Here is a 25,849-nt window from a genome sequence, read left to right as displayed (position 1 = left end):
CAGTTACATCTATGACCCCATTTTTTGCCCGGGCCGACGTGAGCGTTGCGCCCATTGCAGGATTCGACAAACATCACGAATGAACCGCAGCCGGGCAGCCAGCGCTCAATGCCGAACGCTGGCAACTGTTCTGGGCGCTCAACCTGGCCATCGCCATCGGCTGTTCATGGTGGGGCAATGCGTTATGGAACGCTGCGGCGAAACACCTGCCCTGGACGCTGTCAGGCTAGTTGATCGTGTTCGAGACGCTGTTCGCGCTCGTGTACGGGTTCATCTACGCGCAGCGCTGGCCGCACGCACTCGAATGGGGCGCGATTGGGCTGCTGGTTGCGGGCGTGGGCAGGTCAGTCCGCCAGCACGCGAGTCAACCGTCGCCCCCCGGCAAGTCGCGGCACGCGATCGAGGAGAACACGCCAGTCTCGGCGCACTGACGTGCCGAGCGCCACCAACGGGAGCGCATCATGCGCGGCACGCTTCAGCGCGCGTCTTTCGCACGCCATTTGCGTCCTTCGAGCGAACCACTGTGGCGGGACTTGTCGACGCGGCGCTGCCGCGCGAGCTTCGGATCGACGGTCAACGGCCGATAGATCTCCACGCGGTCACCATGCTCGAGCGTCGAGTCCAGCACGCGGATGCGTCCGAACACGCCGACGCGCTGCTGGGCCAGGTCGATCTGCGGATGTATCGCGACGATCCCGCTGGCCTCGATGGCCTCACGCAGCGTCGCGCCGATCGGCAGTCGCAAATCGACGAGCGTTTGGGTGTCGGGCAGCGCATAACAAACTTGCACCTCGAGCATGGCCCCGGCGCCGCCGCCCAGCGCCGCCGGATCAACGCTTGCCATAGCGCTCTCCTGCCCGCTTGACGAACGATTCGACGAACGTGTTCGTGATGTGATTGAACACCGGTCCGATCAATTTCTCTAAGATGATGCTGGAAAACTCATAGTGCAACGCGAACTCAACCTTGCACGCATCGTCCCGCAGCGGGATAAAGTTCCAATAGCCAGTGAACCGCTTGAAAGGCCCTTCGGTAAACTCCATATCGATCCGTTCCGGGCGCCGTTGCTTGTTATGTGTGGCGAAATGCTGATGAATACCCTTGAAGCGGATGTCGATCCGTGCTTCCATGCTTGTCTCGTCCTGGTGTCGGATCTCGACGCTGCCGCACCAAGGCAGAAAGTTTGGATAGTCGGCGACGTCAGTCACAAGGTCGAACATGCGTTCGGCGGAATAACGAATTAAGACGGTTTTCTGGACGTCTGCCATAAAAGGGCATCGAGGAGGCGCGTGGCGCCGCGCGCGTCGCGGCGAGCCCAGAGAGCACGCGCGGACGCGACGCGGCCTTCGGCGCCGAGTCGCTTTGCTAAAATCGTAATTTTATCTGAGTTGGTCAAACCCATTCATGAGCATCATCGACAACAAGAAAGCCTTCTTTGATTACTTCATCGAAGAACGCTACGAGGCGGGGCTCGTGCTTGAGGGCTGGGAGGTCAAAGCACTGCGCGCCGGGCGCGGCCAGATCAAGGAAGGCTATGTTGTCATACGCAACGGCGAGCTGTTTTTGATCGGCACGCACATCAGCCCGTTGCAGACCGCCTCGACGCACGTGCACGCAGACCCTGTGCGCACGCGCAAGTTGCTGCTCAACGCCGATGAGATCCGCAAGCTGATCGGCAAGGTCGAGCAGCGTGGCTACACGCTAGTGCCGCTGAACTTCCACTACAAGAATGGACGGGTGAAGTGTGAAATCGGCCTGGCCCGCGGCAAGAAACTGCACGACAAACGCGAGACCGAAAAGAAGCGCGACTGGCAACGCGAGAAGGCACAACTGCTGAAAAACACGACGCGCTAGCGGCGTGCGCCGCGACGCCGCCCGCCCCCGCGTGTGACAACATGACGCGTGCGCCTGGCGGCTTGGCCAACACGCTGTTTCGGCTACACGTCACGCTTGGCGTGCACGATGCTCAGCGCGGAGGCAATCATTGTGCTCATGTCGGCCAGATTGGCCGGGACAATCAGTGTATTGCCTTGCTTGGCCAGGTTGCCAAAAGCACTGACATATTGTTCGGCGACCTTCAGATTCACCGCCTCCGTGCCGCCACGCGACTGAATCGCGTCGGCGATTTTCTGGATCGCTTGCGCATTCGCATCAGCCACGGCGAGAATGGCAGCAGCCTGCCCCTGGGCCTGGTTGATCGCGGCCTGTTTCTCCCCTTCGGATTGCTGGATCGCCGCCTCGCGCGCGCCGGACGCCAGGTTAATCTGTTCTTGCTTGCGGCCCTCGGACGCAGCAATCAACGCCCGCTTCTCCCGCTCGGCCGTAATCTGCGACTGCATTGCACGCAGAATTTCGTTGGGCGGCGTCAGATCCTTGATTTCGTAGCGCAGCACCTTCACGCCCCAATTCGCCGCCGCCTCGTCGAGCGCCGACACGATGCTGTGGTTGATCAGGTCGCGCTCCTCGAACGTCTTGTCCAGTTCCATCTTGCCAATGACCGAGCGTAACGTCGTCTGAGCAAGCTGCGTGATCGCCATCACGTAGTTCGCCGAGCCGTACGAGGCTTTCATCGGATCGGTGACCTGAAAATACAGTACACCATCGACCTGCAGTTGCGTGTTGTCGCGCGTGATGCAGACCTGCGACGGCACGTCGAGCGGGATCTCCTTCAGCGAATGCTTGTACGCCACGCGATCGACGAATGGCAGCACGATGTTCAGGCCCGGCGTCAGCGTCGCGTGATAACGGCCGAGCCTCTCGAGCACCCAGGCGTGCTGCTGCGGCGTGATCTTCACGCATTGCGTCGCGATCACCACCACGACGACAAACAAGACCAGTGCGATAATTGACAAATTCATAGCGTAGTATTTCGTCAGGCTGTGGAAGAAGAGCGAGCGGCCGGTCGAGCAGCGACGATGAGCCGATTGTCACGCACCTGGCGAATCAAATACCAGTGCGCATGCTCGCTCTCGCCGGGCTGAAGCTCGACATCCCATTGCGCACCGCGATAGTTGATGCGTGCCCGGCCGTGATCCCAACGTTCGACGCGCACTGTCTGGCCGATGTCCAGCAGCACATCGGCGTTCTGCGTGGCGTCCCGTACGTCGCGGCGCTGCCGGTCACCGTAGCGGGAACACCGCAGCGCTGTCACTGCGGCCAGCGCGACCAGTGCGGCCAGCGCAAGCTGCGCAGCCATCGGCATGCCGATTCCGTGGGCGACACCGCCCGCCGCACAGCCCAGCGCAATCATCAATAGATAGAACGTGCCGGTCGTCAACTCGACCACCAACAGCGCGCCGGTCACGATCCACCAGATGAGTCCTGAACCCGCCATTACGATCCTTTGAATAAAAAAACACCCCGGTGCCGTTACCGAGGTGTCTTATAACATGAAGCTGGCTCGGGCCGCGAGCCGACCGCGCGTCAGCGCGCGGTTTCTGGCGGCCGGCGTATCGTCCGACCCGTCGGCGGCCGCGACGTCATGCCGCCTTCGCGTCGTCCACCTGCGCGAGCGCCTGCCACGTGTCGATCACCGTATCCGGATTCAGCGAGATCGAAGCAATCCCTTCCTTCGTCAGCCATGCAGCAAAATCCGGATGGTCCGACGGGCCCTGGCCACAAATGCCGACATACTTGCCCAACCGCAGGCAGGTCTCGATCGCGCGCGACAGCATGAAGCACACTGCCGGATCACGCTCGTCGAAGTCGTGGGCGAGCAATTCCATGCCCGAGTCCCGGTCCAAGCCTAGCGTCAACTGCGTCAAATCGTTCGAGCCGATCGAGAAGCCGTCGAAATACGCCAGGAACTGCTCGGCCAGGATCGCGTTGGACGGCACCTCGCACATCATGATCAGCCGCAGGCCGTTGTCGCCGCGCTTGAGCCCGAATTGGGCGAGCAGCTCGACCACCCGCTTGGCCTGTCCCAGCGTACGCACGAACGGCACCATGATTTCGACGTTGGTCAGGCCCATCTCGTCGCGCACACGCTTGAGCGCACGACACTCCATTTCGAACGCGGCCGCGAAATCGTCGGCGATGTAGCGCGACGCGCCCCGGAAGCCGAGCATCGGGTTTTCCTCGTCTGGCTCGTAGCGCGAACCGCCAATCAGCTTCTTGTACTCGTTCGACTTGAAGTCCGACAGCCGCACGATCACCGGCTTCGGATAGAATGCCGCGGCGATCGTCGCGACGCCCTCGGTCAGCTTGTCAACATAGAACGCACGCGGCGACGCGTGACCGCGCGCCACGCTCTCGACGGCTTTCTTCAAATCCTGATCGACATTCGGATATTCGAGAATCGCCTTCGGATGCACGCCGATATTGTTGTTGATGATGAATTCGAGCCGCGCCAGCCCAACGCCGGCGTTCGGCAACTGCGCGAAGTCGAACGCGAGTTGGGGGTTGCCCACATTCATCATGATTTTGACCGGGATCTTCGGCAACTCGCCGCGCTGCACCTCGGTCACCTCGGTCTCAAGCAAGCCGTCGTAAATCTTGCCCTCGTCGCCTTCCGCGCACGATACCGTCACCAGCGCACCGTCCTTCAGCACGTCAGTCGCGTCACCGCAGCCGACCACGGCCGGCACGCCAAGTTCGCGCGCGATGATCGCCGCGTGGCAAGTGCGCCCTCCCCGGTTCGTGACGATCGCCGACGCGCGTTTCATCACCGGCTCCCAGTTCGGATCGGTCATGTCCGCCACCAGCACGTCACCCGGCTGCACGCGCTCCATCTCGGAAGGATCGTGAATCACGCGCACCGGACCGGCGCCAATCTTCTGACCGATCGCCCGGCCGGTTGCAAGCACCTGCGACTGACCCTTTAGCTTGAAGCGCTGTTCGATCTTGCCAGCCGCCTGGCTCTTCACCGTCTCGGGGCGCGCCTGTAAGATGAACAACGTGCCATCGCGGCCGTCCTTGCCCCACTCGATGTCCATCGGACGCTGGTAGTGGTTCTCGATGATCACCGCGTACTTGGCGAGCTGGATCACATCCTCGTCGGTGATCGAATAGCGGTTGCGCTGCTCCACCGGCACGTCAACCGTCTTCACGCGGCCCGACTCGCCCGGCTGCGTGAACTCCATCTTGATCAGCTTGGAGCCAATCGAGCGGCGGATGATCGGATACCGCCCCTGCGCGAGCGTCGTCTTGAACACGTAGAACTCGTCCGGGTTCACCGCGCCCTGCACCACGGTCTCGCCCAGTCCGTAGCTGGAGGTGATGAACACGGCGTCACGAAAGCCCGATTCGGTATCCAGCGTGAACATCACGCCGGCCGCGCCGACGTCCGAGCGCACCATCCGCTGCACGCCGGCGGACAACGCCACCTCGGCGTGCGTGAAGCCCTTGTGCACGCGATATGAAATCGCGCGGTCGTTATACAGCGACGCGAACACGTGTTTGATGCGATCCAGCACGTCGTCGATGCCCACAACGTTCAGATACGACTCCTGCTGGCCGGCAAACGACGCGTCTGGCAAATCCTCGGCCGTGGCCGACGAGCGCACCGCGAACGACAGCTCCTGGGGCGAGGATGCCTGCAGCTTGTCAAACTGCTCGCGAATCTGCGCATCCAGGCGCGGTTGCAGCGGCGCGTCGATGATCCACTGGCGGATGTCCTTGCCGGCCTCGGCCAGCGCCTTCACGTCATCGACATCGAGCGTCTCAAGGCGCTTAGCGATCCGCCCGGTTAAGTCATTGTGTGCGAGGAATTCGCGGAATGCGTGCGCGGTCGTCGCGAAACCGGTCGGCACGCGAACGCCTGCCGCAGCCAGTTGGCTGATCATCTCGCCCAGCGATGCATTTTTTCCGCCGACCGAGTCGACGTCTGTCATTCGTAGTGCTTCGAACGGTAGGACGTATGCTCCGTTATGTGCTGCGTTAGACATGAAAGCCCCTAAGTGGTAGAAAATTTCCGGCATGCGCGAGTGGGGCCCGTGCGCGCGGCTCCATTGGAAGCCGCAACGCACCTTGCGCAACCTGTTTGACAAGCCATCGCGGACGCCGCGAGGATCGCCTCGCACCGTGCCAAAGGGGGCATGTACTCACCGCGCGACACCCCACCCATCCGCCGCCGACCTGCCCAGCCTTGCGGGACAAGGCTTGCCGCCAGTTCGCGGACATCGCCTGCAATTGCTTGTCAAACAAGTTGCCGCTATTCTACCGTGCTACTCTGCAAAAAAACCCAGAATTCCCGCTCAGGCCCTTTGACCGACGGAAATCCGAGTCTGCCCCGCGCGGCGCTCTACTAGACAAGCATCATGCCTGCACCGACTGTATTCATCGTCTCCGATGGCACCGGCATCACTGCGGAAACATTCGCGCATTCGATCCTGTCCCAGTTCGATCAAAAATTCCGCCTCGTGCGCGTGCCATTCATCGACTCGTCGGAGAAGGCTTACGCCACGGTCCAGAAAATCAATGAGGCGGCCACGCTGGACGGCCGCCGCCCGGTCGTCTTTACGACGCTCGTCGATAGCCAATCAAACGAGATCGTCAAGCGCTCGAAAGCGCTGGTCATGGACATGTTCCAGACCTTCATCGAGCCGCTAGAGCAGGAATTGCAAACCCAATCAACCCACGCGATCGGCCGTGGCCACCAAGCCGCCGATACCGAGGAGTACAAGAACCGGATCGAGGCGATCAATTTCTCGCTCGCGCATGATGATGGCCAGAGCAACCGCAATCTGCAGGACGCAGACGTGATCCTGGTCGGCGTGTCGCGCAGCGGCAAGACGCCTACCAGCCTCTATCTGGCGATGCAGTACGGTGTGAAGGCGGCCAATTACCCGTTAATCCCGGAAGACTTCGAGCGAGGCAAACTGCCGACGCCGCTGCGTGCCCATCTCAACAAGATCTTTGGGCTGTCGATCGATCCGCAGCGGCTCGCTGAGATCCGCAACGAACGCCGCCCAGGCAGCAAGTACGCTGCGCCAGAAAACTGCCGCTACGAGGTCAACGAGGCCGAGGCGCTGATGCGCCGCGAAGGCATCAAATGGCTGTCGTCGACGCACAAGTCAATCGAGGAGATCGCGACGACGATCCTGCAGGAAATTAAGCTCGAGCGGCAATCTTACTAAGCGCGCGCCGCTACGCGACACGCCGTTGCCGGCATTGCTCGAAAAAGCACACGGCGGCAGCAGCAGCGACGTTCAATGACTCCATGCCGCCGGGCTGCGGAATGGTCACGCGCCGGCCCACCGCGGCACGCCACTCGGCCGACACGCCGGCGCCCTCGTTGCCGAACACCCACGCAAGCGGCCCGCTCAGGTCGACATCGTACAGCGCCTGTGCGTCATGCGAATCGGTGACGAACACCGGCACTGCGAGCCGTGCCAACACGTCGGCGGCCTCCACCTGCTCGTGCACGCGCAGCAGAAATTGCGCGCCCATGCCGGCACGCAATACCTTGGGCGACCACGCGTGCGCCGTGCCAGGCGAGCAGAACACGTCGCCGATCCCGGCCGCAGCGGCACTGCGCAGGATCGAGCCGACATTGCCGGCGTCCTGCACGCCGTCGAGCACCACGCAAGTGGTCTCGACGCGTTCGGGCAGCGGCCGTGGCCGCACGTCCACCACGAATGCAATGCCGATCCCATTCACGAGCGTCGACAACTGCGAGAACAACGCGTCGCTGAACCGCACGAGCCGGGATGGATCGAGCCGCGCGACGATCTGCGCGGTCTGCACCTGCGCCAGCGCCGACTCGGTCAGCACGCAATGCACCGGCTGGCCGACCGAATCGAGATAGGCTTCGGCCAAGTGCAGGCCCTCGAACAGTGCCTGGCCACGTTTTCTCTGCTGTGCAGGGACTGTCAGCGCCTTGAGGTGCTTGAACAGCGGATTGTCCCGCGATGTGATGGTTTTCATCGGCTCAGCCGGCGGGCAGTGTCGCACGGCTCAGCATGGCGGCGCGTCGTCGGTCAAGCGACTGTCGTCGCACCGCCCGCTGTCCCGCGCTGCGGGCTGCGCACTCGTGCCCGCCGCAGCGTCGCTGGCGCTGGCACGCGCCGGCGACGCGTCCACCCCACCCACAGGCATCGCGTCCAGCCCGAAGCTCAAATAGGCTTTGCGCACCGGCGCAAACGAGCGCCGGTGGTGCATGCACGGCCCATGGAGACGCAGCGCAGCCAAGTGCCGCGGCGTGCCATAGCCCACATGTGCGTCAAATCCATAATGCGGAAACTCATCATGCAACGCATGCATCATCCGGTCCCGCGTGACCTTCGCCAGAATCGACGCGGCGGAGATCGACGGCACTAGCGCATCGCCCCCAATCACCGCTTCGGATCGCACCGACAGCACCGGGCAGCGGTTACCGTCGACCTGAACCAGCGCGGGCGTGACCGCGAGACCCTGCACCGCGCGCTGCATCGCCAACATCGTCGCATGCAGGATATTGAGCGTATCGATTTCGTCGACGCTCGCCGACGCGACGCAATAGGCCAGCGAGCGCTCAATAATCCGGTCGAACAGTTTTTCGCGCGTCGCCGAACTCAGCGCCTTGGAGTCATCGAGCCCGCGAATACGCGGTGCGGCGGGATTGAGAATCACCGCAGCGGCCACCACCGGACCCGCCAACGGCCCGCGCCCCGCTTCATCAACGCCGCAAACGAGGTCGGCCGGATCATCGAAGTCCAGCCCGCGCTGCGCAACAGCAGGCGCGCCACCGCAGCCGGGCGCACGCATACGGCGCCCGGTCATCGAGGCCTCCTGCCCGACGGGCTCGAGTCGATGATATCGACGACCACTTCCGCGGCACGCTCGGCGGTGTTGCAACGCAATCGTTCGTGCATCTCGGTGAACAGTTCGACCAGCGTACGACGGTTCGCCTCATCGTTCAGTTGCAACAGCATCGCATCGGCAAGCGCCTCCGGCGTCGCGAAGTGCTGCAGGATTTCGGGCACAACGAACCGGCCGGCAAGGATGTTCGGCAAACCGACGTACGGCAGATAACCTTGCCGCTGCATGATCTGCCCGGTCAGCCATGGCACCTTGTAAGAAATCACCATCGGCTTTTTCAGCAATGCGGCTTCCAGCGTCACGGTGCCGCTCTTGACTAGCACTGCGTCGGCCGCCGTCATCGCCACCTGGGCATTGCCCTCAGTCAGCGTCAGCGGCAATGTCGGGTAGCGGTCCGCGAGCGGCTGCAGCAGCGCGCGGATGGACGCGTTCGGCGCAGGCACGACAAAGCGCAACGATGTCTCGCGCTGGTGCATCAGGTCCATCGTCGCAAAGAACGTCGGGCCGATCAACTCGATCTCGGAACGGCGGCTGCCCGGCAGCACCGCGACGACGGGTCCCTCGTCCGGCAAGCCACTCGCGCGCCGCGCGCTCAGGCAGTCCGGCTGCAGCGGAATCGCGTCAGCCAGCGGATGCCCGACATACGTGGATGCCACGCCGGCCTTGTCCAAAATCGCCGTTTCAAACGGAAACACGCACAGCATGTGGTCGACCGCCTTGACGATCTTCTTAATGCGCCCGCCCCGCCACGCCCAGATTGACGGGCAAACAAAGTGAACCGTCGGAATACCCGCGTGCCGCAGCGCCTCCTCAAGCGAGAAGTTGAAATCTGGCGCATCGACGCCGATGAACGCGCTTGGCGGCTCGGCCAACAGCTGCCGCTTCAATTCACCGCGGATGCGCAAGATGTCCGGGATATGGCGCAGTGCCTCGACATACCCGCGCACCGATAACTTGTCTATCGGCCAGTGTGCGTCAAACCCGTGCGCGGCCATCCTCGGGCCACCGATGCCATAGTACTGTGTGCCTGCCGGAAGACGCGCGGCGAGCCCGTCGAGCAACGACGCCGCCAACAGATCGCCGGACGGCTCCCCCGCCACCATCGCAAGCTTGACAGGACTCGAATGTAACGTCATCGTCGATGCATCAGCGAATGATGCCGCGCTTGGCGGTCTCGATGAACCGCAGGAACGTCGTGACCGGCTCATCACCGTCGCCGCCCTGCCCCGCCAACTCACGCAACTGCGCTTTCGCCTCGTCGAGCGATAAGCCGTTTTTATAGAGGGTCCGATACGCGGCCCGCAACGCGGAAATCGCATCGGCGGTGAAGCCGCGGCGGCGCAGCCCCTCGATGTTGACGCCGTGCGGCTGGGCCTTTTCACCCGCCGCAATCACATACGGCGGCAAGTCCTGCACTAATGCCGACGCGCCACCGAGAAACGCGTGTTCGCCGATGCGCACGAACTGGTGTACACCGGACATGCCGCCAAGGATCGCCCAATCGCCGACTTCGACGTGCCCAGCAATCTGCGCATTACTCGAAAATACCGTATGGTTGCCAACCCGGCAGTCGTGAGCAATGTGCACGTACGCCATGATCCAGTTGTCGTCGCCGATACGGGTGACGCCGTTGTCCTGCGCGGTGCCGGTGTGAATCGTCGTGAATTCGCGAATCGTGTTGCGGTCGCCTATCTCGAGCCGCGTCGGCTCGCCGGCGTACTTCATGTCCTGCGGCGCACCGCCGAGCGCCGCAAAATGGCCGATCCGGTTGTCCTCACCGATCGTCGTATGGCCTTCGATGACCGTGTGCGAACCGAGTGTCGTGCGCGCGCCGATGCGCACATGCGCACCGATAACCGCGTACGGTCCGATCTGAACGGTGTCGTCCAGGCTCGCGCCCGCTTCAATGATCGCGGTGGGATGGATACGAGTCATACCTTCGCCCTTGCTTCGTTTTGCGTTGCGAAAACGCCCACACTCAGGCGGCGGAATCCGTCTGCTTGACCGTGCACATCAGATCAGCCTCGGCCGCCAACGTCCCGTCGACCTCGGCGCGCGCTTTGAATTTCCAAATACCCCGCATGTACCGCTCAAACGACACGTTCAGCATCAGCTGGTCGCCGGGCTCCACGACGCGCTTAAAACGCGCGCCATCGATGCCGACGAAGTAATACAGCGTATTGTCCGGATCGTGCGGCTCCTCGGCGAACGTGAGCAGTGCTGCTGTCTGAGCCAGTGCCTCGAGGATCAGCACGCCTGGCATCACCGGCCGTGTCGGGAAATGGCCGATGAAATACGGCTCGTTGATCGTCACATTCTTCAGTGCCTTGATGCGCTTATGCGGTTCGAGCTCCAGCACGCGGTCAACGAGCAGGATCGGATAGCGATGCGGCAGCAGCGTAAGAATCTTGTGGATATCCAGGTTTATTGCTTCAGTGCTCATGGTGTTTCTTTCGGCGCGACTGGGTCGCGCATTGCATGCAATGTGTTACGGCTGCTCGCCGACGTCGCCGCGCGGCACATGGCCCGCGTCAAGCGCGGCTTCGAGCGTCTTGATCCGCTCGCGCAGCTTGTCGATGTTGCGCAGCAGGGCCGCGCTCCTGTTCCAGTCGCCGTGGGGCACGGCAGGAAACGCGCTCGTATAGATGCCCGGCTTGAGTAGCGATTTGGACACCCCGGACTTCGCGGTCACAATCACACGATCGGCAAGCGTGACGTGGCCGGCAATGCCGACTGCGCCACCGATCATGCAGTGCCGACCAATCGTCGTGCTGCCGGCGATACCCGCGCAACCGGCGACCACCGTGTAGGCACCGATCCGGCAGTTGTGCCCAATCTGCACCAAGTTGTCGATTTTCACGCCTTGCTCGATGACCGTATCGGCCATCGCGCCGCGATCAATGGTCGTGTTCGCGCCGATTTCCACGTCCGGGCCAACCGTCACCGCGCCGACCTGCGGTATCTTCACCCATTCGCCAGTCTGCTCGTCCCCTTCGCCGACGAAGTCCGGCGCAAAGCCGAAGCCGTCCGCACCGATCACCGCACCTGAATGCACGATCACGCGTTCGCCGAGCTGACAACCATGGTACACGGTCACGTTCGGATACAGACGCGAATCGTCGCCGATCACCGCACCATGGCCGACAAAAGCATGCGCGTCGATGCGCACGCGCTCGCCGATCACCGCGCCCGCCTCGATCGTCACGTAGGGGCCGATCGTCGCGCTGGCCGCCACCTTTGCGGCGGCGTCGATCACCGCACCGGGATGAATACCGGCCGGCGCGGTGGGCAACGCCGCCGTCGCGAACTGTTGCGCAACGCGCGCAAAATACGCGTACGGGTTCGGCGTCACGACGAAGGCCGGCCCAGGCGCGGCGCCAGTTGCCCCGTGCTCAGCTTGCAGCTTGTCCAGGTCCGGCTGGCTGATCAATACCGCTGCCGCGCGCGTCGAGCCGGCCTGCGACAAATACTTTGGGTTGGCGACGAAGGCAAGCTGGCCGGGGCCCGCGCTGTCCAGCGGCGCGAGACCCGCGATCGCGCGGCCCGCGTCGCCCACGACTATGCCACCGTAGCGTTGTGTCAACTGGGCTAACGTCATCGACATGCGCGGCGATACCCTAGTCAATTCGACATACCGTTGGCGAGCGCCTTCAGCACCTGGTCTGTAATGTTGATGCGCGGACTCACATAGACTGCCTCCTGCACCACCAGATCATAGTGCTGCTGCTCGGCGATCTGCCGGATCACCTTGTTGGCCCGGTCCAGCACGCCAGCCAGTTCCTCGTTGCGACGCTGGTTTAGGTCCTCACGAAACTCGCGTTGCTTGCGTTGAAACTCCGTATCGAGTTGGGCGAGGTCGCGCTGCCGCTGCTGCCGCTCGGACGTGGACATCGACGCCCCGTTCTTGTCCAGACTCTCGGACATCGCCTTGAGCTTTTGCGCCATCTCCTGCAAGCCGCGGTCGCGCTTGGAGAACTCTTGCTCGAGCTTGGACTGCGCGGACTTGGCCGGCGCCGACTCGCGCAGGATGCGGTCCGAATCGACCGCCGCGATGCGTGCCTCTTGCGCGTAGGCAGCCACTGCGGCGCCACCCGCGGACATCGCGAGCACGCCCATTGCGATATAGCGGGAAAATCTTCGAGTCAGCAAAGTCACCTCTTAAGCCGATGAATGTTCGTCAGAACGCAGTACCAATCTGGAACTGAAATTTCTGGTATTGATCGCCGTCATGCTTGGCCAGCGGAAAGCCCAGGCTCAGCTTCAACGGACCAATCGGCGAGATCCACGCCAAGCCCAAGCCGTAGCCGTAGCGCAAGCCGTTCGCGCCGATACTGTTGCCTTCGGTCCCCCATACGTTACCGCCGTCGAGGAACGTGAACACGCGCAACGTTCGATCGTAGCCCGTCCCGGGCAGCGGGAACGTCAACTCGATATTGCCCACGATCATCTTCGAGCCGCCGATCGGATCGTTTGTCGCCTTGTCGCGCGGACCCAGCGAACTGGGCTCGTAGCCACGCACCGACCCGATACCGCCGGCGAAGTAGTTCTTGAAGATCGGGTACGGCTTGCCGCCGAGCCCGTTGCCATAGCCGCCTTGCAGGTTCAGGCCCAGCACAAAGCCGCGGGCAAACGAATAATAGTATTGTGCCTGCAGATCGGCCTTGTAGTACTGCGCCTTGCTGATCGGCGTGCCGTATTCGGCGTTCGCCTGCGTGTAGTAGCCGCGACTGGGCACCAGCGCGCTGTCGCGCGCGTCGCGCGACCAACCGACTGTGACGGGCACATTGTTCGACACGCGACCAAACTGGTTCACGTAATCGATGTAGCTCTGCGGCGTCGACGAGTCGATGTCCAGACGATTCTGCTCAACGCCGGCACCGAAATACACGGTGTCGGCTTCCGAGAACGGAATGCCGAACTTCAGGTCACCCCCCGCGGTGATGATCCGGAAGCTTGAATTGGTCGAGTAATACAGTGGCTGGTACGTGCGATAGTAGACGTCAGTGATCCGCTTGATGCCGTCGATCGTGAAGTACGGATCGACCTGCGTGACGGCCAGCGTACGGTACGTACGCGCAGTGTTCACGTTCACCGACAGGCTCGTGCCGGAGCCGAACACGTTGTCCTGTGACACGCCGGCTGATAGCACGACCTTATCGGTCGACGAGAAGCCTGCGCCAAGCGTGATTGCGCCGGTTGGCTTCTCGGTCACCTGCACGTCGACATCGACCTGATCGTTCGTGCCCTCCACTGGCGTCGTCGTCACGTCCACGTCGGTGAAGTAGCCCAGCCGGTTGACCCGATCCTTTGACAGCGTAAGCCGGCCGCTGTCGAACCACGAGCTCTCGAATTGCCGCATCTCGCGGCGGATCACCTCGTCGCGTGTCTTGTTGTTGCCGGTGATGTTGACGCGGCGCACGTAGACGCGCCGGCTCGGATCGACCTGCAGCGTCAGGTTGACCGTATGGTGCTCCTGATCGATGTCCGGCTGCGCGTTGACACTGGCGAACGCGTAGCCATACTCGCCTAGCTTGTCGACGATCGCCTTGGTCGACGTCTGCAGCTTTTCTGCGGAGAACCGGTCGCCCGGCTTCAACTGCACGAGCTTCGCGAGCTCGGCCTCCTTGTCGAGCAAGTTGCCGGCGAGCTTGATGCTCGATACCTGGTACGGCTCGCCCTCATGCAGCGTAACCGTCAGGTACATATCCTTTTTGTCCGGCGAGATCGACACCTGCGTCGAGTCGATATTGAACTCGAGATAGCCGCGGTTCAGGTAGTACGAGCGGATGTTCTCCAGGTCGCCGGTCAGCTTCTCCCTCGAATACAGGTCCGCCTTCGTGTACCACGAGAACCAGTTCGGCGTGGACAACTGCATCTCGTCGCGCAATGTGCTGGTCGAGAACGTCTTGTTGCCGATGAAATTGATCTGACGGATCTTCGCGCTTGGCCCCTCGACGACCGAGAACAGGATCGACACGCGATTGCGGTCGATCGGCGTGACCGTCGTCGTCACCTCCGCTGCGTAGTAGCCGCGCGTCAGGTATTGCCGCTTCAGTTCCTGCTCGGCCTTGTCGACCAGCGCCTTGTCATAGTAGCGCCCATTGGACAGGCCCACCGCGCGCAGCGCCTTGGTCAAGTTTTCCTTGTCAAACTCGTGGATGCCGGCAAAGTCGACCGAGCCGATAGCCGGACGCTCTTGCACGTTGACCACCACGACGTCGTTCTGCGCCAGGACCCTGACGTCACTGAAGAAGCCCGTTGCATACAATGCGCGGATGGCTTCCGATCCCTTGTCGTCGGTGAACGCATCGCCTTGCTTGATCGGCAAGTAGGCAAACACGGTGCCCGGCTCCACCCGCTGCAGCCCTTCGACGCGGATGTCCTTGACGACAAACGGCACCGTAGCATGCGCAACTATCCCGTGTGCCGCGAACAACGCAGCTACAACCGTCTTAGGCACAAAGCGGTGATGTTTGAACAACTTGCTTCCCCAATGTTTTTGCTGTTGCGATGCATGCCGCGCCACCCGTGCACCCATGGCATCGACTTAGAAATGGATCAGACGTGACAAGTCGTTGAACAGCGCGATTGCGGACAATGCAACGATGCACACGAGACCTGCCCTTTGTAAAATGAGTTGCCAGCGGTCCGATACAGCCTTACCCGTCACAGCTTCAACCAAATAATATAACAGATGCCCTCCGTCCAATACCGGAATTGGCAACAGATTCAACACGCCGAGACTGATGCTGACCAGCGCCAGAAACGACGCAAACGAGGCAACACCCAGTTGCGCGCTTTTGCCCGCGTAGTCGGCGATCGTGACGGGTCCGGACAGGTTCTTCAGCGAAGCCTGGCCGCTGAGCATCCGCCAGAACATGCGCACTGAATAGGTCGAGATATCCCACGTGCGCCGCGCCCCCAGCTGCAGGCTTTCCGTTAAGCCGTATCCGACGTCTACAGTCTGCACCTGCGTGGCCATCGCCGCACCGATGCGGCCGACCGCGTTGCTGCCGGACGCATCGAGCCGTTCGTCGGGCACAACGCCGATATCGCGGCGCACGCCGTCGCGCTCGACCGTGATCGTCAAATGCTTGAGCGCGTGCGCCTGGATCGCCGCAATGAACGCCTGTACGCCTTGCACGGCCTTGCCGTCGAGCGCGACGACCACATCGCCTGCAGCTAGCCCCGCGCGCTGTGCCGCGCTGTCCGGCTCCACACTGGCCACCCGCAACTTGCCGCCCGGCTCGAAACCCAAGCGCTCGATGACATCCTCGTCCTGCTCCAAGCGCGCTGCTCGCGATAAATCGACTGGATAATCGAGCGTATCGTTACCCACCTTGGCCAACAGCACGATGTTGCGCTGGTCGGACTGCGCATCGAGCAGCTTCCAGCGCAAATCGTTCCAGGAGCGCACCGGCTCAGTGGTCCCATCCGGCGCCCGCACCGCCACCACGGTTTCGCCGCCGACGAAGCCGGCGCGTTGCGCGACCGAATCGGCGACGGGTGCCGCTAGCGTGGCCACCGGCTCGGCGACGCCCCCCGCGTAGACGCCCGCCAGCAGCACGATAGCCAGCAGGAAATTGGCGAGCGGTCCGCCGGCGACGATGGCAAAGCGCCAGCCGACGGGCTTGCGGTTGAATGCGTGTGGCAGATCCTGCGCAGCGATGCGCGTATCGGTATCGCGCTCATCGAGCATTTTCACGTAGCCGCCGAGCGGCAGCGCACAGAGCGTCCACTCGGTGCCGGTGATCGGACTGGTCCGGCGCAGCAGTGGCCGGCCGAAGCCGACGGAAAAGCGCAACACTTTGACGCCGGCGGCGCGTGCGATCAGGTAATGGCCGAATTCATGCACGACGACCAGGATGCCGATCGCGACAATGAACGAAACCAGTTGAATCAGCAAACTCATGCGACCCTCGTTGCAATATGCCGCACGTGACGGCCCGCCGAATGAACGCGCGTGTTAATCAAGCTGGCTCGCCGCCGCGCCGCCACGCACGCCGTCCTGGTCACGCGCACGGTGGCGGACCAGCGCTTCTTGCGCCGCACGGCGCGCCTGCGCGTCAATGTCGAGCACCGCGTCCAGCGTCGTGGCGACATCGGCCTGGACTTGCTCGAGCACGTCACCAACGACTGCCGCGATCGCGGTAAATCCTATGCGTCGCGCAAGAAACGCTTCGACCGCGACCTCGTTCGCCGCGTTCAATACCGTGCTCGCCGAGCCGCCGTCACGCAATGCCTGCAGCGCGAGCGCCAGACACGGAAAACGTGCGTAGTCGGGCGGCTCGAATGTCAGTGTCGCCACCTGCGCCAGATCCAGCTGCTCGACGCCCGACACGATGCGCGTCGGAAACGCCAGCGCATGAGCGATCGGCGTGCGCATATCGGGATGACCCAGTTGCGCGAGTGTCGAGCCGTCCGCATACGACACCAGCGAATGGATCACGCTTTGCGGATGAATCAACACGTCAATCTGCTCGGGCCGCAGATCGAACAGCCAGCGCGCCTCGATCACCTCGAGGCCCTTATTCATCATCGTGGCCGAATCGACCGAGATTTTGCGTCCCATGACCCAGTTCGGGTGCTTGCACGCCTGCTCCGGCGTCACGTCGACCAGCGTAGCCGGTTCACGCAGCCGGAATGGACCGCCGGAGGCGGTCAGCTGAACCCGGGTCACGGCGCCGTGCAGACCGGGCTCACGCGGAAAGCACTGGAAAATTGCGTTGTGCTCACTGTCAATGGGCAGTAGCGCAGCGCCACTTGCATAGACCGCGTCCATGAACAATGCGCCGGACATCACCAGCGCCTCCTTGTTCGCAAGTAGGATTCGCTTGCCGGCACGCGCCGCCGCCAGCGTCGGCTCCAGCCCGGCCGCACCCACAATGGCGGCCACCACCGTATTGCAAGCGGCGTCTGACGCGACGGCGACCAGCGCGTCGCGGCCGTAGTCGACGCGCGTCGCACAGCCCGCCTCGCGCAGCCGCGCCTGCAACTGCGCGGCCGTTTGCGCATCGCCGACCACCGCGGCGTGTGGCACGAAGCGCATGCATTGCTCAGCCAGTTTTTCCCAGTTGCGGTGTGCGGTCAACGCATGAATCGAAAATCGATCCGGATGCCGGGCGATCACGTCCAGCGTGCTATCGCCGATCGAGCCCGTCGAGCCCAGCAGGGTCACACAATGTTGCATCATCAATGATTCAGTTCAAAAACAGCACCGCCAGCGGCAGTACGGGCAGTAGCGCGTCGATCCGGTCCAGCACGCCGCCATGGCCGGGCAGCAACTGGCTCGAATCTTTTACACCGGCCTGGCGTTTCAACAGCGACTCGAACAAATCGCCGACAATGCTGAAGGCGACCAGCACGCTCAGCGCGAGCACCGCACCCACGATGCCGAGACGCCCGACCAGCACGCCGGCCACGGTGGGCACGCCCGGATGCGCGGCAAGCACCAGCGTCGCGACCACGACGACCGATAGCCAGCCGCCGATCGCCCCCTCCCATGTTTTACCCGGACTGATCGCCGGCGCCAGCTTGTGGCGGCCAAAGCGCCTGCCCGCAAAGTATGCGCCGATATCGGCAAGCCAGACGATTAGCAACAGCGACAGTACAAATATGACACCGGTCGCACGCGCGGCCACCAACGCATGCCAACACGCGACGAACAGCACCAGGCCAGCCGCCAGCAGGAAGCAGCGCCACGCGCCACCGACTAGCGTCGGCTTGCGCAGCAGCGCAAACGGCGCCGCAGCCATCCAGAATACCGCGGCCGCCCGCGATACCGCGTCACCGCGCGGCGCGCCCGCAAACACATAGGCGACCAGCACCACGCCGGCCAACGCCGCATAGGCGAACGGCCAGACGCCCGGCAGCTTCAATAACTTGGCCCATTCCCATGCGGCAAACACCAGCACAAAGCCGATCAGCGCACCGAAACCGCCCAACGGGGCAAACAGCGTAACGGGCAGTAAAACGGCCAGCAAGACGATCGCCGTAACGACACGGGTTTTTAGCATGAAAGCGAATCGACGTTTTGCGACTGCCGGGTGAGTTGCGCGCTGGTGCGCCCGAAGCGCCTTTCGCGCTCGCGGTACGAAGCGATCGCCTTGCCTAACTGCGCATCATTAAAGTCCGGCCAGAATACATCGGTGAAATAGAATTCGGTATAAGCCAGCTGCCACAGCAGGAAATTGCTCACGCGCTGCTCCCCGCCGGTGCGAATGAACAAGTCCGGCTCCGGTGCATACGCCATCGCCAAATGTTGCGCGAAGCTCGCCTCATCCACATTCTGCATTGCGCCGGCCTCCACGCATTGCTGTGCAATCTTGCGCGTGGCCTGCAAGATGTCCCAACGGCCGCCATAATTCGCCGCGATGGTCAGCGTCAGACCGGTATTGGCGGCCGTCTTAGCTTCCGCGCGGCGTACAAGCTCCTGGATCCGGGGCTCGAACATCGACAAGTCGCCGACCACGCGCAGCCGGATGTCATTCGTATGTAGGCGCGCGATTTCACGCTCAAGTGCGCTGATAAACAAACGCATCAGGAACGACACTTCGTCGACCGGCCGCCGCCAGTTCTCGGAACTAAACGCAAACAGCGTCAGGAATTCGACGCCACGCGCCGCGCACGCCTCGACGATCGTGCGCACCGCATCAAGTCCCTTCGTATGACCCGCAACGCGCGGCAGCCGCCTGCGCTGCGCCCAGCGGCCATTGCCATCCATGATGATCGCGATGTGCCGCGGCACGTCCGTGACGGTCGGGGTGCACACAGTGGAACTGGTATAGGTCATTGTCTCGTCGTTCCGCCTCGGGGCCAGCGACGATGCAAAACAAGCGGCGGCGCCTAAGGCACCGCCGTCGCGTCACACCGTCATGATTTCCGTTTCTTTGGTCTGCACCAACTTCTCGATCTCGACGACGAACTTGTCGGTCAGCTTCTGAACTTCGTCTTGCGCCCGGCGTTCATCATCTTCGGAGATGTCCTTGTCCTTCAGCAACTTTTTCAACTGATCATTCGCGTCGCGGCGCAAGTTACGCACTGCCACCTTCGCGCTTTCGCCTTCCGACTTCACGACCTTAGTCAACTCGCGGCGACGCTCTTCGGTCAGCGCCGGCATCGGTACGCGGATCAGGTCACCTTGCGTCGCCGGATTCAGGCCAAGATCCGACTCACGAATCGCTTTCTCGACGACCGCGACCATCTTCTTCTCCCACGGCTGCACGCCAATCGTGCGGGCGTCGATCAGCGTCAGGTTCGCGACCTGCGAGATCGGCACATTCGAGCCGTAGTAGTCAACCTGGATATGGTCGAGCAAGCCTGTATGGGCGCGCCCCGTGCGGATCTTCGCCAGATCGCTCTTAAACGCTTCCAACGAGCGCTGCATCTTCTGCTCCGCGCCCTTTTTGATGTCTGCGACAGTCATTCAAACCTCCAAAACGATGTAGTCGGATGCCGGCCGGCTATGTGCGCATTGGCCACGCCGGGCATTCGTCCCACCCTGCAAGTTTACACGTGCACCAGCGTGCCCTCGTCATCGCCTTGGACGATGCGCTTCAGGGCGCCGGGCTTATTGATCGAGAACACCCGGATGGGCAACTTCTGGTCGCGGCACAGCGCGAACGCCGTCGCATCCATGACCTGCAGATTGCGGCTGATCGCCTCATCGAAGCTGATCGTCGCATAACGCGTGGCCGCCGGGTCCTTCTTCGGGTCGGCGGAGTAGACGCCATCGACCTTGGTGGCCTTGAGCACGACTTCCGCACCGACCTCTGCGCCACGCAACGCGGCCGCAGTATCGGTTGTGAAAAACGGGTTGCCAGTACCCGCCGCGAAGATCACCACGCGCCCTTCCTCGAGTTGCCGAATGGCACGCGGACGAATATAGGGCTCAACCACCTGGTCCATCCGCAACGCGGATTGCACGCGCGCCTCGATGCCCGCGTGCCGCATCGCATCTTGCAGCGCCAGTGCGTTCATCATCGTCGCCAACATCCCCATATAGTCGGCCGTCGCGCGGTCCATACCCGCTGCGCCACCCGCCACGCCACGAAAAATGTTGCCGCCACCGATCACCACAGCAAGCTGGGCACCCAGTTTCACCACCTCGGCGATGTCTGCCACGATTCTCTCGATCATCGCGCGATTGATGCCAAACGCATCATCACCCATCAGGGCTTCGCCGGAGAGTTTGAGCAACAGGCGTTTGTAGACAGTTGACATGGAAGATATCCGTTCACGCCGAAAAGGACTTCAGAACTGTATGGGGGACATGTGTTGCGGATCAAGCACTGCAAAAACGCATCGCGCGATACCGCGTTACCCTGGAGCACGCGACGCGCCAGCGTGGCAGCAGATCGTCTTGCCAGCCGGGATGCGTTGTCTGCGCGGGACTTTGGCACCACGGCCTCGCTGCGAGCGCGGTACCGCGCGCCAACCGGCGCGCGAGCGCTGCCGCGCAACGGCCTACTGTTTCTGCGCGGCGGCGACTTGCGCGGCCACTTCGGCCGCGAAATCGTCCTGACGCTTCTCGATACCTTCGCCGACGACGAACAACACGAACCGCTGCACCGTCGTGTTGGCGGCCTTCAGCATGTGTTCAACGGTCTGCTTGTCGTTCTTCACGAACGGCTGGTTCAGCAGCGACACTTCCTTCAGGTATTTCTGCACGCTGCCTTCAACCATCTTCGCGACGATCTCAGCCGGCTTGCCCGACTCAGCGGCCTTCTGCTCGGCAATGCTGCGCTCCTTGGCGATCAGTTCGTCCGGCACGTCGGCCGACGATAGCGATACTGGCTTCATCGCGGCGATATGCATCGCGACATCCTTGCCGACTTGCTCGTCCGCGCCATCATATTCGACCAGCACGCCAATGCGCGTGCCGTGTAGGTACGACGTGAGCTTGCGCGTCGTGTCAAAGCGCGAGAAGCGGCGAATCGAGATATTCTCGCCGATCTTACCGACCAGCGCCGTGCGCACCGCGTCAACGCTCGAGCCGTCCAGCGGCAGCGCCGACAGCGCGGCGACGTCGGCCGGATTCTGTGTCGCGACCAACTCGGCGACTTTCTTCGAAAAAGCGATGAAGTCGTCGTTCTTCGCGACAAAATCCGTTTCGCAGTTCAACTCGGCCAGCGCGCCGACGCCACCGCCGATGAACGACGCCACGACGCCTTCCGCAGTCACGCGCGCCGCGGCTTTGCTCGCCTTGTTGCCCAGCTTCACGCGCAACAGTTCCTCGGCACGAGCCATGTCGCCGTCGGACTCGGTCAACGCCTTCTTGCATTCCATCATCGGCGCATCGGTCTTCGCGCGCAGTTCTGCAACCATGCTTGCGGTAATTGCCGCCATTGTTCGCTCCTGTAAATCTGTCGGACTATTTCGGTTGTCCACACACCGCGCGCGGCCACGATCCGTTGTTCCGCTACGCCGCTCGCGCAAGCCGCGCGTCGCGGCGGCACCTGGGCCGGGAACCACGCCAGCTAAAAAAAAGGGGCTCAGTGAAGCCCCTTGCTTGACTGGTCGCTGATGCAGGGTTACGCCTGCTCGTTGACCTCAACGAACTCGTCGTCGCCGCGAGTCGACTGCACGACATCGTTCAGCGCATTCGCGCGACCCTCAAGAATCGCATCGGCGACCCCCTGCGCGTACAATGCGACCGCCTTGCTCGCGTCGTCGTTACCCGGGATGACATAGTCAACGCCATCTGGCGAGTGGTTCGTGTCAACGACCGCGATAACCGGCACGCCGAGTTTTCTCGCCTCAGTCACGGCGATCTTGTGGTAGCCGACGTCGATCACGAAGATCGCGTCCGGAATGCCACCCATGTCTTTCACGCCACCGATCGATTTTTGCAGCTTGGCCATCTCGCGCTCGAACATCAGCGCTTCCTTCTTGCTCATCTTCTCGACTTCGCCGGACTCGATCGCCGCTTCCATGTCCTTGAGCTTCTTGATCGACGTCTTCAGCGTCTTGAAGTTCGTCAACATCCCGCCAAGCCAGCGGTTGTTCACGTACGGCATGCCGGCGCGCGCCGCCTCTTCAGCGATCGTATCGCGCGACTGACGCTTCGTGCCGACGAAGAGAATCGTACCCCGATTCGCCGCCAACTGACGCACGTACTTCAGCGCGTCGTTGTACATCGGCAGCGTCTTTTCGAGGTTGATGATGTGAATCTTGTTGCGATGACCGAAGATGAAGGGTGCCATCTTCGGGTTCCAAAAGCGGGTCTGGTGACCGAAGTGCACACCCGCTTCCAGCATTTGACGCATTGTGACTGCCATGAAATTCTCCACGAAGGGTTGAGTCTGAAACCGGTTGCCGCATCCGCGCCTATACTGCGCGAACACCCTTGGACGCACCGGTTTGTGATTTAATCGACTACAAGCCGATTAGTTCTCAATTTTAGCACGTATACGCAACGTTCCTCAAGCGCGCCGATTGCGTGAGCACGTTAACTCGAGCATTCGGATCAATTCATGCGCACGCTTTGCCGTCGCCTGCTGCGCATGCCACTGTCATTCCTCCAGGTATCCAAGCAATTCGGCGCGAGCGTCCTCGCTAAGCGGGTTACGTTCAACGAATGCCCGGATCTCGTTTTTTGCGTTTTCCCATTGCTGCGCGGGCAAGAACGGGATAAACCGGTCGTCTATTTCCTCGAGCACAAGCAGCACGTCCGCTTCATCACCGCCGTCAAGCAGACGCAGTGCACGCCGCCATAACTGGCTTGACAGCGCTTCGCTCAACTTCACCGCGCCCTCAAGCAGCCCGAGCGCCACCCATATGCGGTGCTCAGGTAACGCGCGTTGAATGGCGGGCTCGAGTAGCGATAACTCATGCGCTTGTTGTTCTATCGGCAATACCCCGAGCACGGATGGCAGGTAGTGTAGTGCGTCACCCAATTGGTGATCTGGCAGCGATAGCGTCAAGTGCCGCAGATCGGCATAGTGCACGGCTCTGTGTTCGACGGGCAACGCCCAGATCACGTGGGCCAGCATGCCGATCGCTGCACCTCGGTGTGACGCGGGTAGGCGTTGCACCCGTTGCTGCAACATCCCGTAATACTGGACGATTTTCGCATCAGCGTGCTCGCCGCGGCGCATGCCAGGCAATAGCATTGCCAATTCCACGAGCAAATCGGCCTGCCCAGTCACGTCCAACGCGGGAAGCCGGCCCAAAAAAGCTTGAAATTCACTTTCGTACCGCGACGCGGTGCTGAATGAGCATCTGAACAGCGATGCAACAGCGGCCCAGGTGCTTCCTTGTTCACGGCTGCGTCGTTCGGCGTCTGCATACACCCATTCATATAAAGGGCGTTGCAACCTGTTGGGAAAGTTGAGTATGGACCGGATCATCTCTTTTTGTATTTGCAAGCCTTGCCGCGGCACACGGCCTGCGGCCTCGAAAAATCGTTGGAACGCCGCTAGCTGCTGCTCTTCGGGCAGATCCGCTAATCGTGGCCACAGTGCGTCGAGCGGCTCGACGCGCAACGTCGGCTCGGCGTAAATACACTCAATTTCAGCGAGCAATTGTTGCATCGACGCCAGATCCATTTCACGGGCATAGCGAGCCCGCCGGCAGCAAAGCCAACTCAGCCGTCTTTCTTGCAATGCGCGGTATGTCCGCCTGTCCACAGTCGCCAAATTGCCAATATCGCCGAAAGGCACGTGGTCGGCCAACTGCTGAATGATTTCGGGCGGCAGGTCATGGTACGTTGTCGGACGGCTTGTCCGGTTCGCCGCCCAATGCACCATCGGACGGCTTGCCGAGTCAGCCGCTGCACGTGTCACCGCACTGGGCTGCCCGCGGACGCTGGCAGGTACCGTCAGACCAGGAGGATTAGGCGGTGCTGCGGTAGGACGACCGGCTTGCTGGCTTTCCGTTGCATATAAAGCGGTTTGAACGCTGTTGATTGTGAAATTCGAATCGGAATCCATTGGCAAGCTCATTCGGTTATGCATCGAGAACGGGCATGGACAAGACTATCTAGATACTGCGGGCCCACGCCATAGTCACCACCCAAACATCACGCATACGCTAGCATATTCATTGGCCGGTCTTAGCGCTGTAACATTTTTCCCCTCCCGGCCCACTTTGCCGATGACGACGCTCCCCCACGCGTGCGAGCGTCTGTCTGCGTACAGCGAAGATGCGATAATGGGGCGCAACTTTATGCCTTTTACCCAGCGTACCCCCTATGACCATCACGATTAAAACCGAACACGACATCGCAAAGATGCGCGTCGCCTGCCGCCTTGCGAGCGAGGTGCTTGATTACATCACGCCTTTGGTCAAGCCCGGCATCACCACCGGCGAGCTTGACCGGCTCTGCCACGAGTACATGATCAATGAACAGCACACAGTGCCCGCGCCGCTAAACTATCAACCGCCCGGCTATCCGCCGTATCCGAAAGCAACCTGCATCTCCGTGAACGATGTGATTTGCCACGGTATCCCCGGCGACAAGCAACTAAAAAACGGCGACACGCTGAACATCGACATCACGGTGATCAAGGAGGGTTACTTTGGCGACACGAGCCGAATGTTCATCGTCGGCGAAGGATCGATCCTAGCCAAGCGGCTCGTGCAGGTCACGTACGAATGCATGTGGCTCGGTATTGAGCAAGTGCAGCCCGGCGCGCATTTGGGCGACATCGGGCACGCAATCCAGCGTCACGCCGAAGCACATGGCTACAGTGTCGTGCGCGAATATTGCGGCCATGGCATCGGCACGGTGTTCCACGAAGACCCGCAGATCCTGCACTACGGTCGCCCCGGCACGGGCGTGCAGATCCAGCCGGGTATGATCTTTACGGTCGAGCCGATGATCAATGCGGGGCGCCGCGACATCCGCACGATGCCCGACCAGTGGACCGTTAAGACGCGCGATCGCAGCTTGTCCGCGCAATGGGAGCACACGGTGCTGGTTACGCAAACCGGCTACGAAGTGCTGACCGTGTCGGCCGGCACGCCAGCCAAGCCGACGATTGCCGTCACCGCGTGAGTTTGGCGTGCTGACCCGCACCGTCCGCCACACCGATACGCCGTCACACGCCGCCTGCCTCGCGTCACGATACGCAGTCGCATGCCGGCCACGCGCAGCGTTACCCGTCGC

At 62.0% G+C, this 25,849-nt stretch carries 25 protein-coding genes and 1 pseudogene; 4 read left to right on the top strand and 22 right to left on the bottom strand.

Features of this window, described 5'->3' with window-relative positions:
* Positions 1-89 precede the first annotated feature (89 nt).
* A pseudogene (locus KQH60_RS07245) lies at positions 90-431 on the top strand (EamA/RhaT family transporter); the annotation flags it as partial.
* A 44-nt stretch (positions 432-475) separates the two neighbouring features.
* On the opposite strand, the gene KQH60_RS07240 reads toward KQH60_RS07245, so the two are convergent.
* On the bottom strand, positions 476-799 hold the full coding sequence (locus tag KQH60_RS07240) for an RnfH family protein (protein WP_237576084.1): 324 nt from the start codon (positions 797-799) through the stop codon (positions 476-478).
* Positions 800-830: 31 nt separating this feature from the next.
* Positions 831-1,268: a type II toxin-antitoxin system RatA family toxin gene (locus KQH60_RS07235; RefSeq protein ID WP_237575825.1), complete on the bottom strand. Its 438-nt coding sequence runs from the start codon at positions 1,266-1,268 to the stop codon at positions 831-833.
* A gap of 136 nt (positions 1,269-1,404) precedes the next feature.
* On the opposite strand from KQH60_RS07235, the gene smpB reads away from it, so the two are divergent.
* A complete protein-coding gene (smpB, locus tag KQH60_RS07230) occupies positions 1,405-1,854 on the top strand; it encodes an SsrA-binding protein SmpB (RefSeq protein WP_013435278.1) in 450 nt (149 codons plus the stop codon).
* Between the two features lie 83 nt (positions 1,855-1,937).
* Here the strand turns inward: smpB and KQH60_RS07225 are convergent, their stop codons facing one another.
* From KQH60_RS07225 to ppsA, 3 genes are all read right to left on the bottom strand, one after another.
* Entirely contained in the window at positions 1,938-2,858 is a 921-nt protein-coding gene (locus KQH60_RS07225; protein ID WP_237575824.1) for an SPFH domain-containing protein, read from the bottom strand.
* 14 nt (positions 2,859-2,872) lie between these two features.
* The gene (locus KQH60_RS07220) at positions 2,873-3,334 is read right to left on the bottom strand and encodes an NfeD family protein (RefSeq protein WP_237575823.1); all 462 of its coding nucleotides are present in this window, start codon (positions 3,332-3,334) and stop codon (positions 2,873-2,875) included.
* 145 nt (positions 3,335-3,479) lie between these two features.
* Positions 3,480-5,885, bottom strand: coding sequence for a phosphoenolpyruvate synthase (gene ppsA, locus KQH60_RS07215; protein WP_237575822.1), 2,406 nt, complete (start codon positions 5,883-5,885; stop codon positions 3,480-3,482).
* Between the two features lie 372 nt (positions 5,886-6,257).
* Between ppsA and KQH60_RS07210 the strand changes: the two genes are divergently transcribed.
* On the top strand, positions 6,258-7,076 hold the full coding sequence (locus KQH60_RS07210) for a pyruvate, water dikinase regulatory protein (protein WP_237575821.1): 819 nt from the start codon (positions 6,258-6,260) through the stop codon (positions 7,074-7,076).
* 10 nt (positions 7,077-7,086) lie between these two features.
* On the opposite strand, the gene KQH60_RS07205 is transcribed toward KQH60_RS07210, so the two are convergent.
* The 17 genes from KQH60_RS07205 to KQH60_RS07125 form a co-directional block, all read right to left on the bottom strand.
* On the bottom strand, positions 7,087-7,866 hold the full coding sequence (locus tag KQH60_RS07205) for an RNA methyltransferase (protein ID WP_237575820.1): 780 nt from the start codon (positions 7,864-7,866) through the stop codon (positions 7,087-7,089).
* 30 nt (positions 7,867-7,896) lie between these two features.
* The gene (rnhB, locus tag KQH60_RS07200) at positions 7,897-8,700 is read right to left on the bottom strand and encodes a ribonuclease HII (protein ID WP_237575819.1); all 804 of its coding nucleotides are present in this window, start codon (positions 8,698-8,700) and stop codon (positions 7,897-7,899) included.
* On the bottom strand, positions 8,697-9,875 hold the full coding sequence (gene lpxB, locus KQH60_RS07195; protein WP_237575818.1) for a lipid-A-disaccharide synthase: 1,179 nt from the start codon (positions 9,873-9,875) through the stop codon (positions 8,697-8,699). The genes rnhB and lpxB overlap by 4 nt, the downstream gene beginning before the upstream one ends.
* Positions 9,876-9,885: 10 nt before the next feature.
* Positions 9,886-10,674 (bottom strand): acyl-ACP--UDP-N-acetylglucosamine O-acyltransferase, encoded by a 789-nt coding sequence (gene lpxA, locus KQH60_RS07190; protein ID WP_237575817.1) that lies wholly within the window; start codon positions 10,672-10,674, stop codon positions 9,886-9,888.
* Positions 10,675-10,717: 43 nt separating this feature from the next.
* Complete coding sequence (gene fabZ / locus KQH60_RS07185) at positions 10,718-11,182, bottom strand: 3-hydroxyacyl-ACP dehydratase FabZ (RefSeq protein ID WP_237575816.1); 465 nt, start codon at positions 11,180-11,182, stop codon at positions 10,718-10,720.
* 45 nt (positions 11,183-11,227) lie between these two features.
* Complete coding sequence (lpxD, locus tag KQH60_RS07180; RefSeq protein WP_237575815.1) at positions 11,228-12,343, bottom strand: UDP-3-O-(3-hydroxymyristoyl)glucosamine N-acyltransferase; 1,116 nt, start codon at positions 12,341-12,343, stop codon at positions 11,228-11,230.
* 17 nt (positions 12,344-12,360) lie between these two features.
* A complete protein-coding gene (locus KQH60_RS07175) occupies positions 12,361-12,894 on the bottom strand; it encodes an OmpH family outer membrane protein (protein WP_237575814.1) in 534 nt (177 codons plus the stop codon).
* Between the two features lie 22 nt (positions 12,895-12,916).
* Positions 12,917-15,220, bottom strand: a complete 2,304-nt coding sequence (bamA, locus tag KQH60_RS07170) for an outer membrane protein assembly factor BamA (protein ID WP_237575813.1) — start codon at positions 15,218-15,220, stop codon at positions 12,917-12,919.
* Between the two features lie 66 nt (positions 15,221-15,286).
* Positions 15,287-16,651 (bottom strand): RIP metalloprotease RseP, encoded by a 1,365-nt coding sequence (gene rseP / locus KQH60_RS07165; protein ID WP_237575812.1) that lies wholly within the window; start codon positions 16,649-16,651, stop codon positions 15,287-15,289.
* A 54-nt stretch (positions 16,652-16,705) separates the two neighbouring features.
* Positions 16,706-17,929 carry a 1-deoxy-D-xylulose-5-phosphate reductoisomerase gene (locus KQH60_RS07160; protein WP_237576083.1) on the bottom strand — a complete coding sequence of 408 codons (1,224 nt, stop codon included), beginning with the start codon at positions 17,927-17,929 and terminating at the stop codon, positions 16,706-16,708.
* A 10-nt stretch (positions 17,930-17,939) separates the two neighbouring features.
* Positions 17,940-18,755 (bottom strand): phosphatidate cytidylyltransferase, encoded by an 816-nt coding sequence (locus KQH60_RS07155; RefSeq protein ID WP_237575811.1) that lies wholly within the window; start codon positions 18,753-18,755, stop codon positions 17,940-17,942.
* A complete protein-coding gene (locus tag KQH60_RS07150) occupies positions 18,749-19,531 on the bottom strand; it encodes an isoprenyl transferase (RefSeq protein WP_237575810.1) in 783 nt (260 codons plus the stop codon). Before KQH60_RS07150 ends, KQH60_RS07155 begins: the two co-directional genes overlap by 7 nt.
* Before the next feature lie 72 nt (positions 19,532-19,603).
* A complete protein-coding gene (gene frr, locus KQH60_RS07145) occupies positions 19,604-20,164 on the bottom strand; it encodes a ribosome recycling factor (RefSeq protein WP_237575809.1) in 561 nt (186 codons plus the stop codon).
* 83 nt (positions 20,165-20,247) lie between these two features.
* Entirely contained in the window at positions 20,248-20,961 is a 714-nt protein-coding gene (pyrH, locus tag KQH60_RS07140; RefSeq protein ID WP_237575808.1) for a UMP kinase, read from the bottom strand.
* Positions 20,962-21,204: 243 nt separating this feature from the next.
* A complete protein-coding gene (gene tsf, locus KQH60_RS07135) occupies positions 21,205-22,086 on the bottom strand; it encodes a translation elongation factor Ts (protein WP_237575807.1) in 882 nt (293 codons plus the stop codon).
* A gap of 185 nt (positions 22,087-22,271) precedes the next feature.
* On the bottom strand, positions 22,272-23,018 hold the full coding sequence (gene rpsB / locus KQH60_RS07130) for a 30S ribosomal protein S2 (protein ID WP_237575806.1): 747 nt from the start codon (positions 23,016-23,018) through the stop codon (positions 22,272-22,274).
* Positions 23,019-23,252: 234 nt separating this feature from the next.
* Positions 23,253-24,272 carry an F-box protein gene (locus tag KQH60_RS07125; RefSeq protein ID WP_237575805.1) on the bottom strand — a complete coding sequence of 340 codons (1,020 nt, stop codon included), beginning with the start codon at positions 24,270-24,272 and terminating at the stop codon, positions 23,253-23,255.
* A 659-nt stretch (positions 24,273-24,931) separates the two neighbouring features.
* Here KQH60_RS07125 and map point away from each other — a divergent pair.
* Positions 24,932-25,738 carry a type I methionyl aminopeptidase gene (gene map / locus KQH60_RS07120; protein WP_237575804.1) on the top strand — a complete coding sequence of 269 codons (807 nt, stop codon included), beginning with the start codon at positions 24,932-24,934 and terminating at the stop codon, positions 25,736-25,738.
* Positions 25,739-25,849: the final 111 nt, after the last annotated feature.

The sequence above is a fragment of the Mycetohabitans sp. B8 genome, from assembly GCF_021991875.1.
In the GTDB taxonomy this organism is placed as follows: Bacteria; Pseudomonadota; Gammaproteobacteria; order Burkholderiales; family Burkholderiaceae; genus Mycetohabitans.
This window is presented reverse-complemented; position numbering and strand designations above follow the sequence as displayed.

What these genes read in the sequence shown, in the direction of transcription:
- ppsA (WP_237575822.1), bottom strand. Translation starts at nt 5,885, where the DNA reads ATGTCTAACGCAGCACATAACGGAGCATACGTCCTACCGTTCGAAGCA.
- KQH60_RS07125 (WP_237575805.1), bottom strand. Translation starts at nt 24,272, where the DNA reads ATGCAACAATTGCTCGCTGAAATTGAGTGTATTTACGCCGAGCCGACG.
- KQH60_RS07210 (WP_237575821.1), top strand. Translation starts at nt 6,258, where the DNA reads ATGCCTGCACCGACTGTATTCATCGTCTCCGATGGCACCGGCATCACT.
- KQH60_RS07235 (WP_237575825.1), bottom strand. Translation starts at nt 1,268, where the DNA reads ATGGCAGACGTCCAGAAAACCGTCTTAATTCGTTATTCCGCCGAACGC.
- KQH60_RS07240 (WP_237576084.1), bottom strand. Translation starts at nt 799, where the DNA reads ATGCTCGAGGTGCAAGTTTGTTATGCGCTGCCCGACACCCAAACGCTC.
- rnhB (WP_237575819.1), bottom strand. Translation starts at nt 8,700, where the DNA reads ATGACCGGGCGCCGTATGCGTGCGCCCGGCTGCGGTGGCGCGCCTGCT.
- pyrH (WP_237575808.1), bottom strand. Translation starts at nt 20,961, where the DNA reads ATGTCAACTGTCTACAAACGCCTGTTGCTCAAACTCTCCGGCGAAGCC.
- KQH60_RS07155 (WP_237575811.1), bottom strand. Translation starts at nt 18,755, where the DNA reads ATGCTAAAAACCCGTGTCGTTACGGCGATCGTCTTGCTGGCCGTTTTA.
- KQH60_RS07220 (WP_237575823.1), bottom strand. Translation starts at nt 3,334, where the DNA reads ATGGCGGGTTCAGGACTCATCTGGTGGATCGTGACCGGCGCGCTGTTG.
- lpxA (WP_237575817.1), bottom strand. Translation starts at nt 10,674, where the DNA reads ATGACTCGTATCCATCCCACCGCGATCATTGAAGCGGGCGCGAGCCTG.
- KQH60_RS07225 (WP_237575824.1), bottom strand. Translation starts at nt 2,858, where the DNA reads ATGAATTTGTCAATTATCGCACTGGTCTTGTTTGTCGTCGTGGTGGTG.
- lpxB (WP_237575818.1), bottom strand. Translation starts at nt 9,875, where the DNA reads ATGACGTTACATTCGAGTCCTGTCAAGCTTGCGATGGTGGCGGGGGAG.
- lpxD (WP_237575815.1), bottom strand. Translation starts at nt 12,343, where the DNA reads ATGTCGATGACGTTAGCCCAGTTGACACAACGCTACGGTGGCATAGTC.
- smpB (WP_013435278.1), top strand. Translation starts at nt 1,405, where the DNA reads ATGAGCATCATCGACAACAAGAAAGCCTTCTTTGATTACTTCATCGAA.
- KQH60_RS07160 (WP_237576083.1), bottom strand. Translation starts at nt 17,929, where the DNA reads ATGCAACATTGTGTGACCCTGCTGGGCTCGACGGGCTCGATCGGCGAT.
- fabZ (WP_237575816.1), bottom strand. Translation starts at nt 11,182, where the DNA reads ATGAGCACTGAAGCAATAAACCTGGATATCCACAAGATTCTTACGCTG.
- frr (WP_237575809.1), bottom strand. Translation starts at nt 20,164, where the DNA reads ATGACTGTCGCAGACATCAAAAAGGGCGCGGAGCAGAAGATGCAGCGC.
- rseP (WP_237575812.1), bottom strand. Translation starts at nt 16,651, where the DNA reads ATGAGTTTGCTGATTCAACTGGTTTCGTTCATTGTCGCGATCGGCATC.
- map (WP_237575804.1), top strand. Translation starts at nt 24,932, where the DNA reads ATGACCATCACGATTAAAACCGAACACGACATCGCAAAGATGCGCGTC.
- rpsB (WP_237575806.1), bottom strand. Translation starts at nt 23,018, where the DNA reads ATGGCAGTCACAATGCGTCAAATGCTGGAAGCGGGTGTGCACTTCGGT.
- tsf (WP_237575807.1), bottom strand. Translation starts at nt 22,086, where the DNA reads ATGGCGGCAATTACCGCAAGCATGGTTGCAGAACTGCGCGCGAAGACC.
- KQH60_RS07205 (WP_237575820.1), bottom strand. Translation starts at nt 7,866, where the DNA reads ATGAAAACCATCACATCGCGGGACAATCCGCTGTTCAAGCACCTCAAG.
- KQH60_RS07150 (WP_237575810.1), bottom strand. Translation starts at nt 19,531, where the DNA reads ATGACCTATACCAGTTCCACTGTGTGCACCCCGACCGTCACGGACGTG.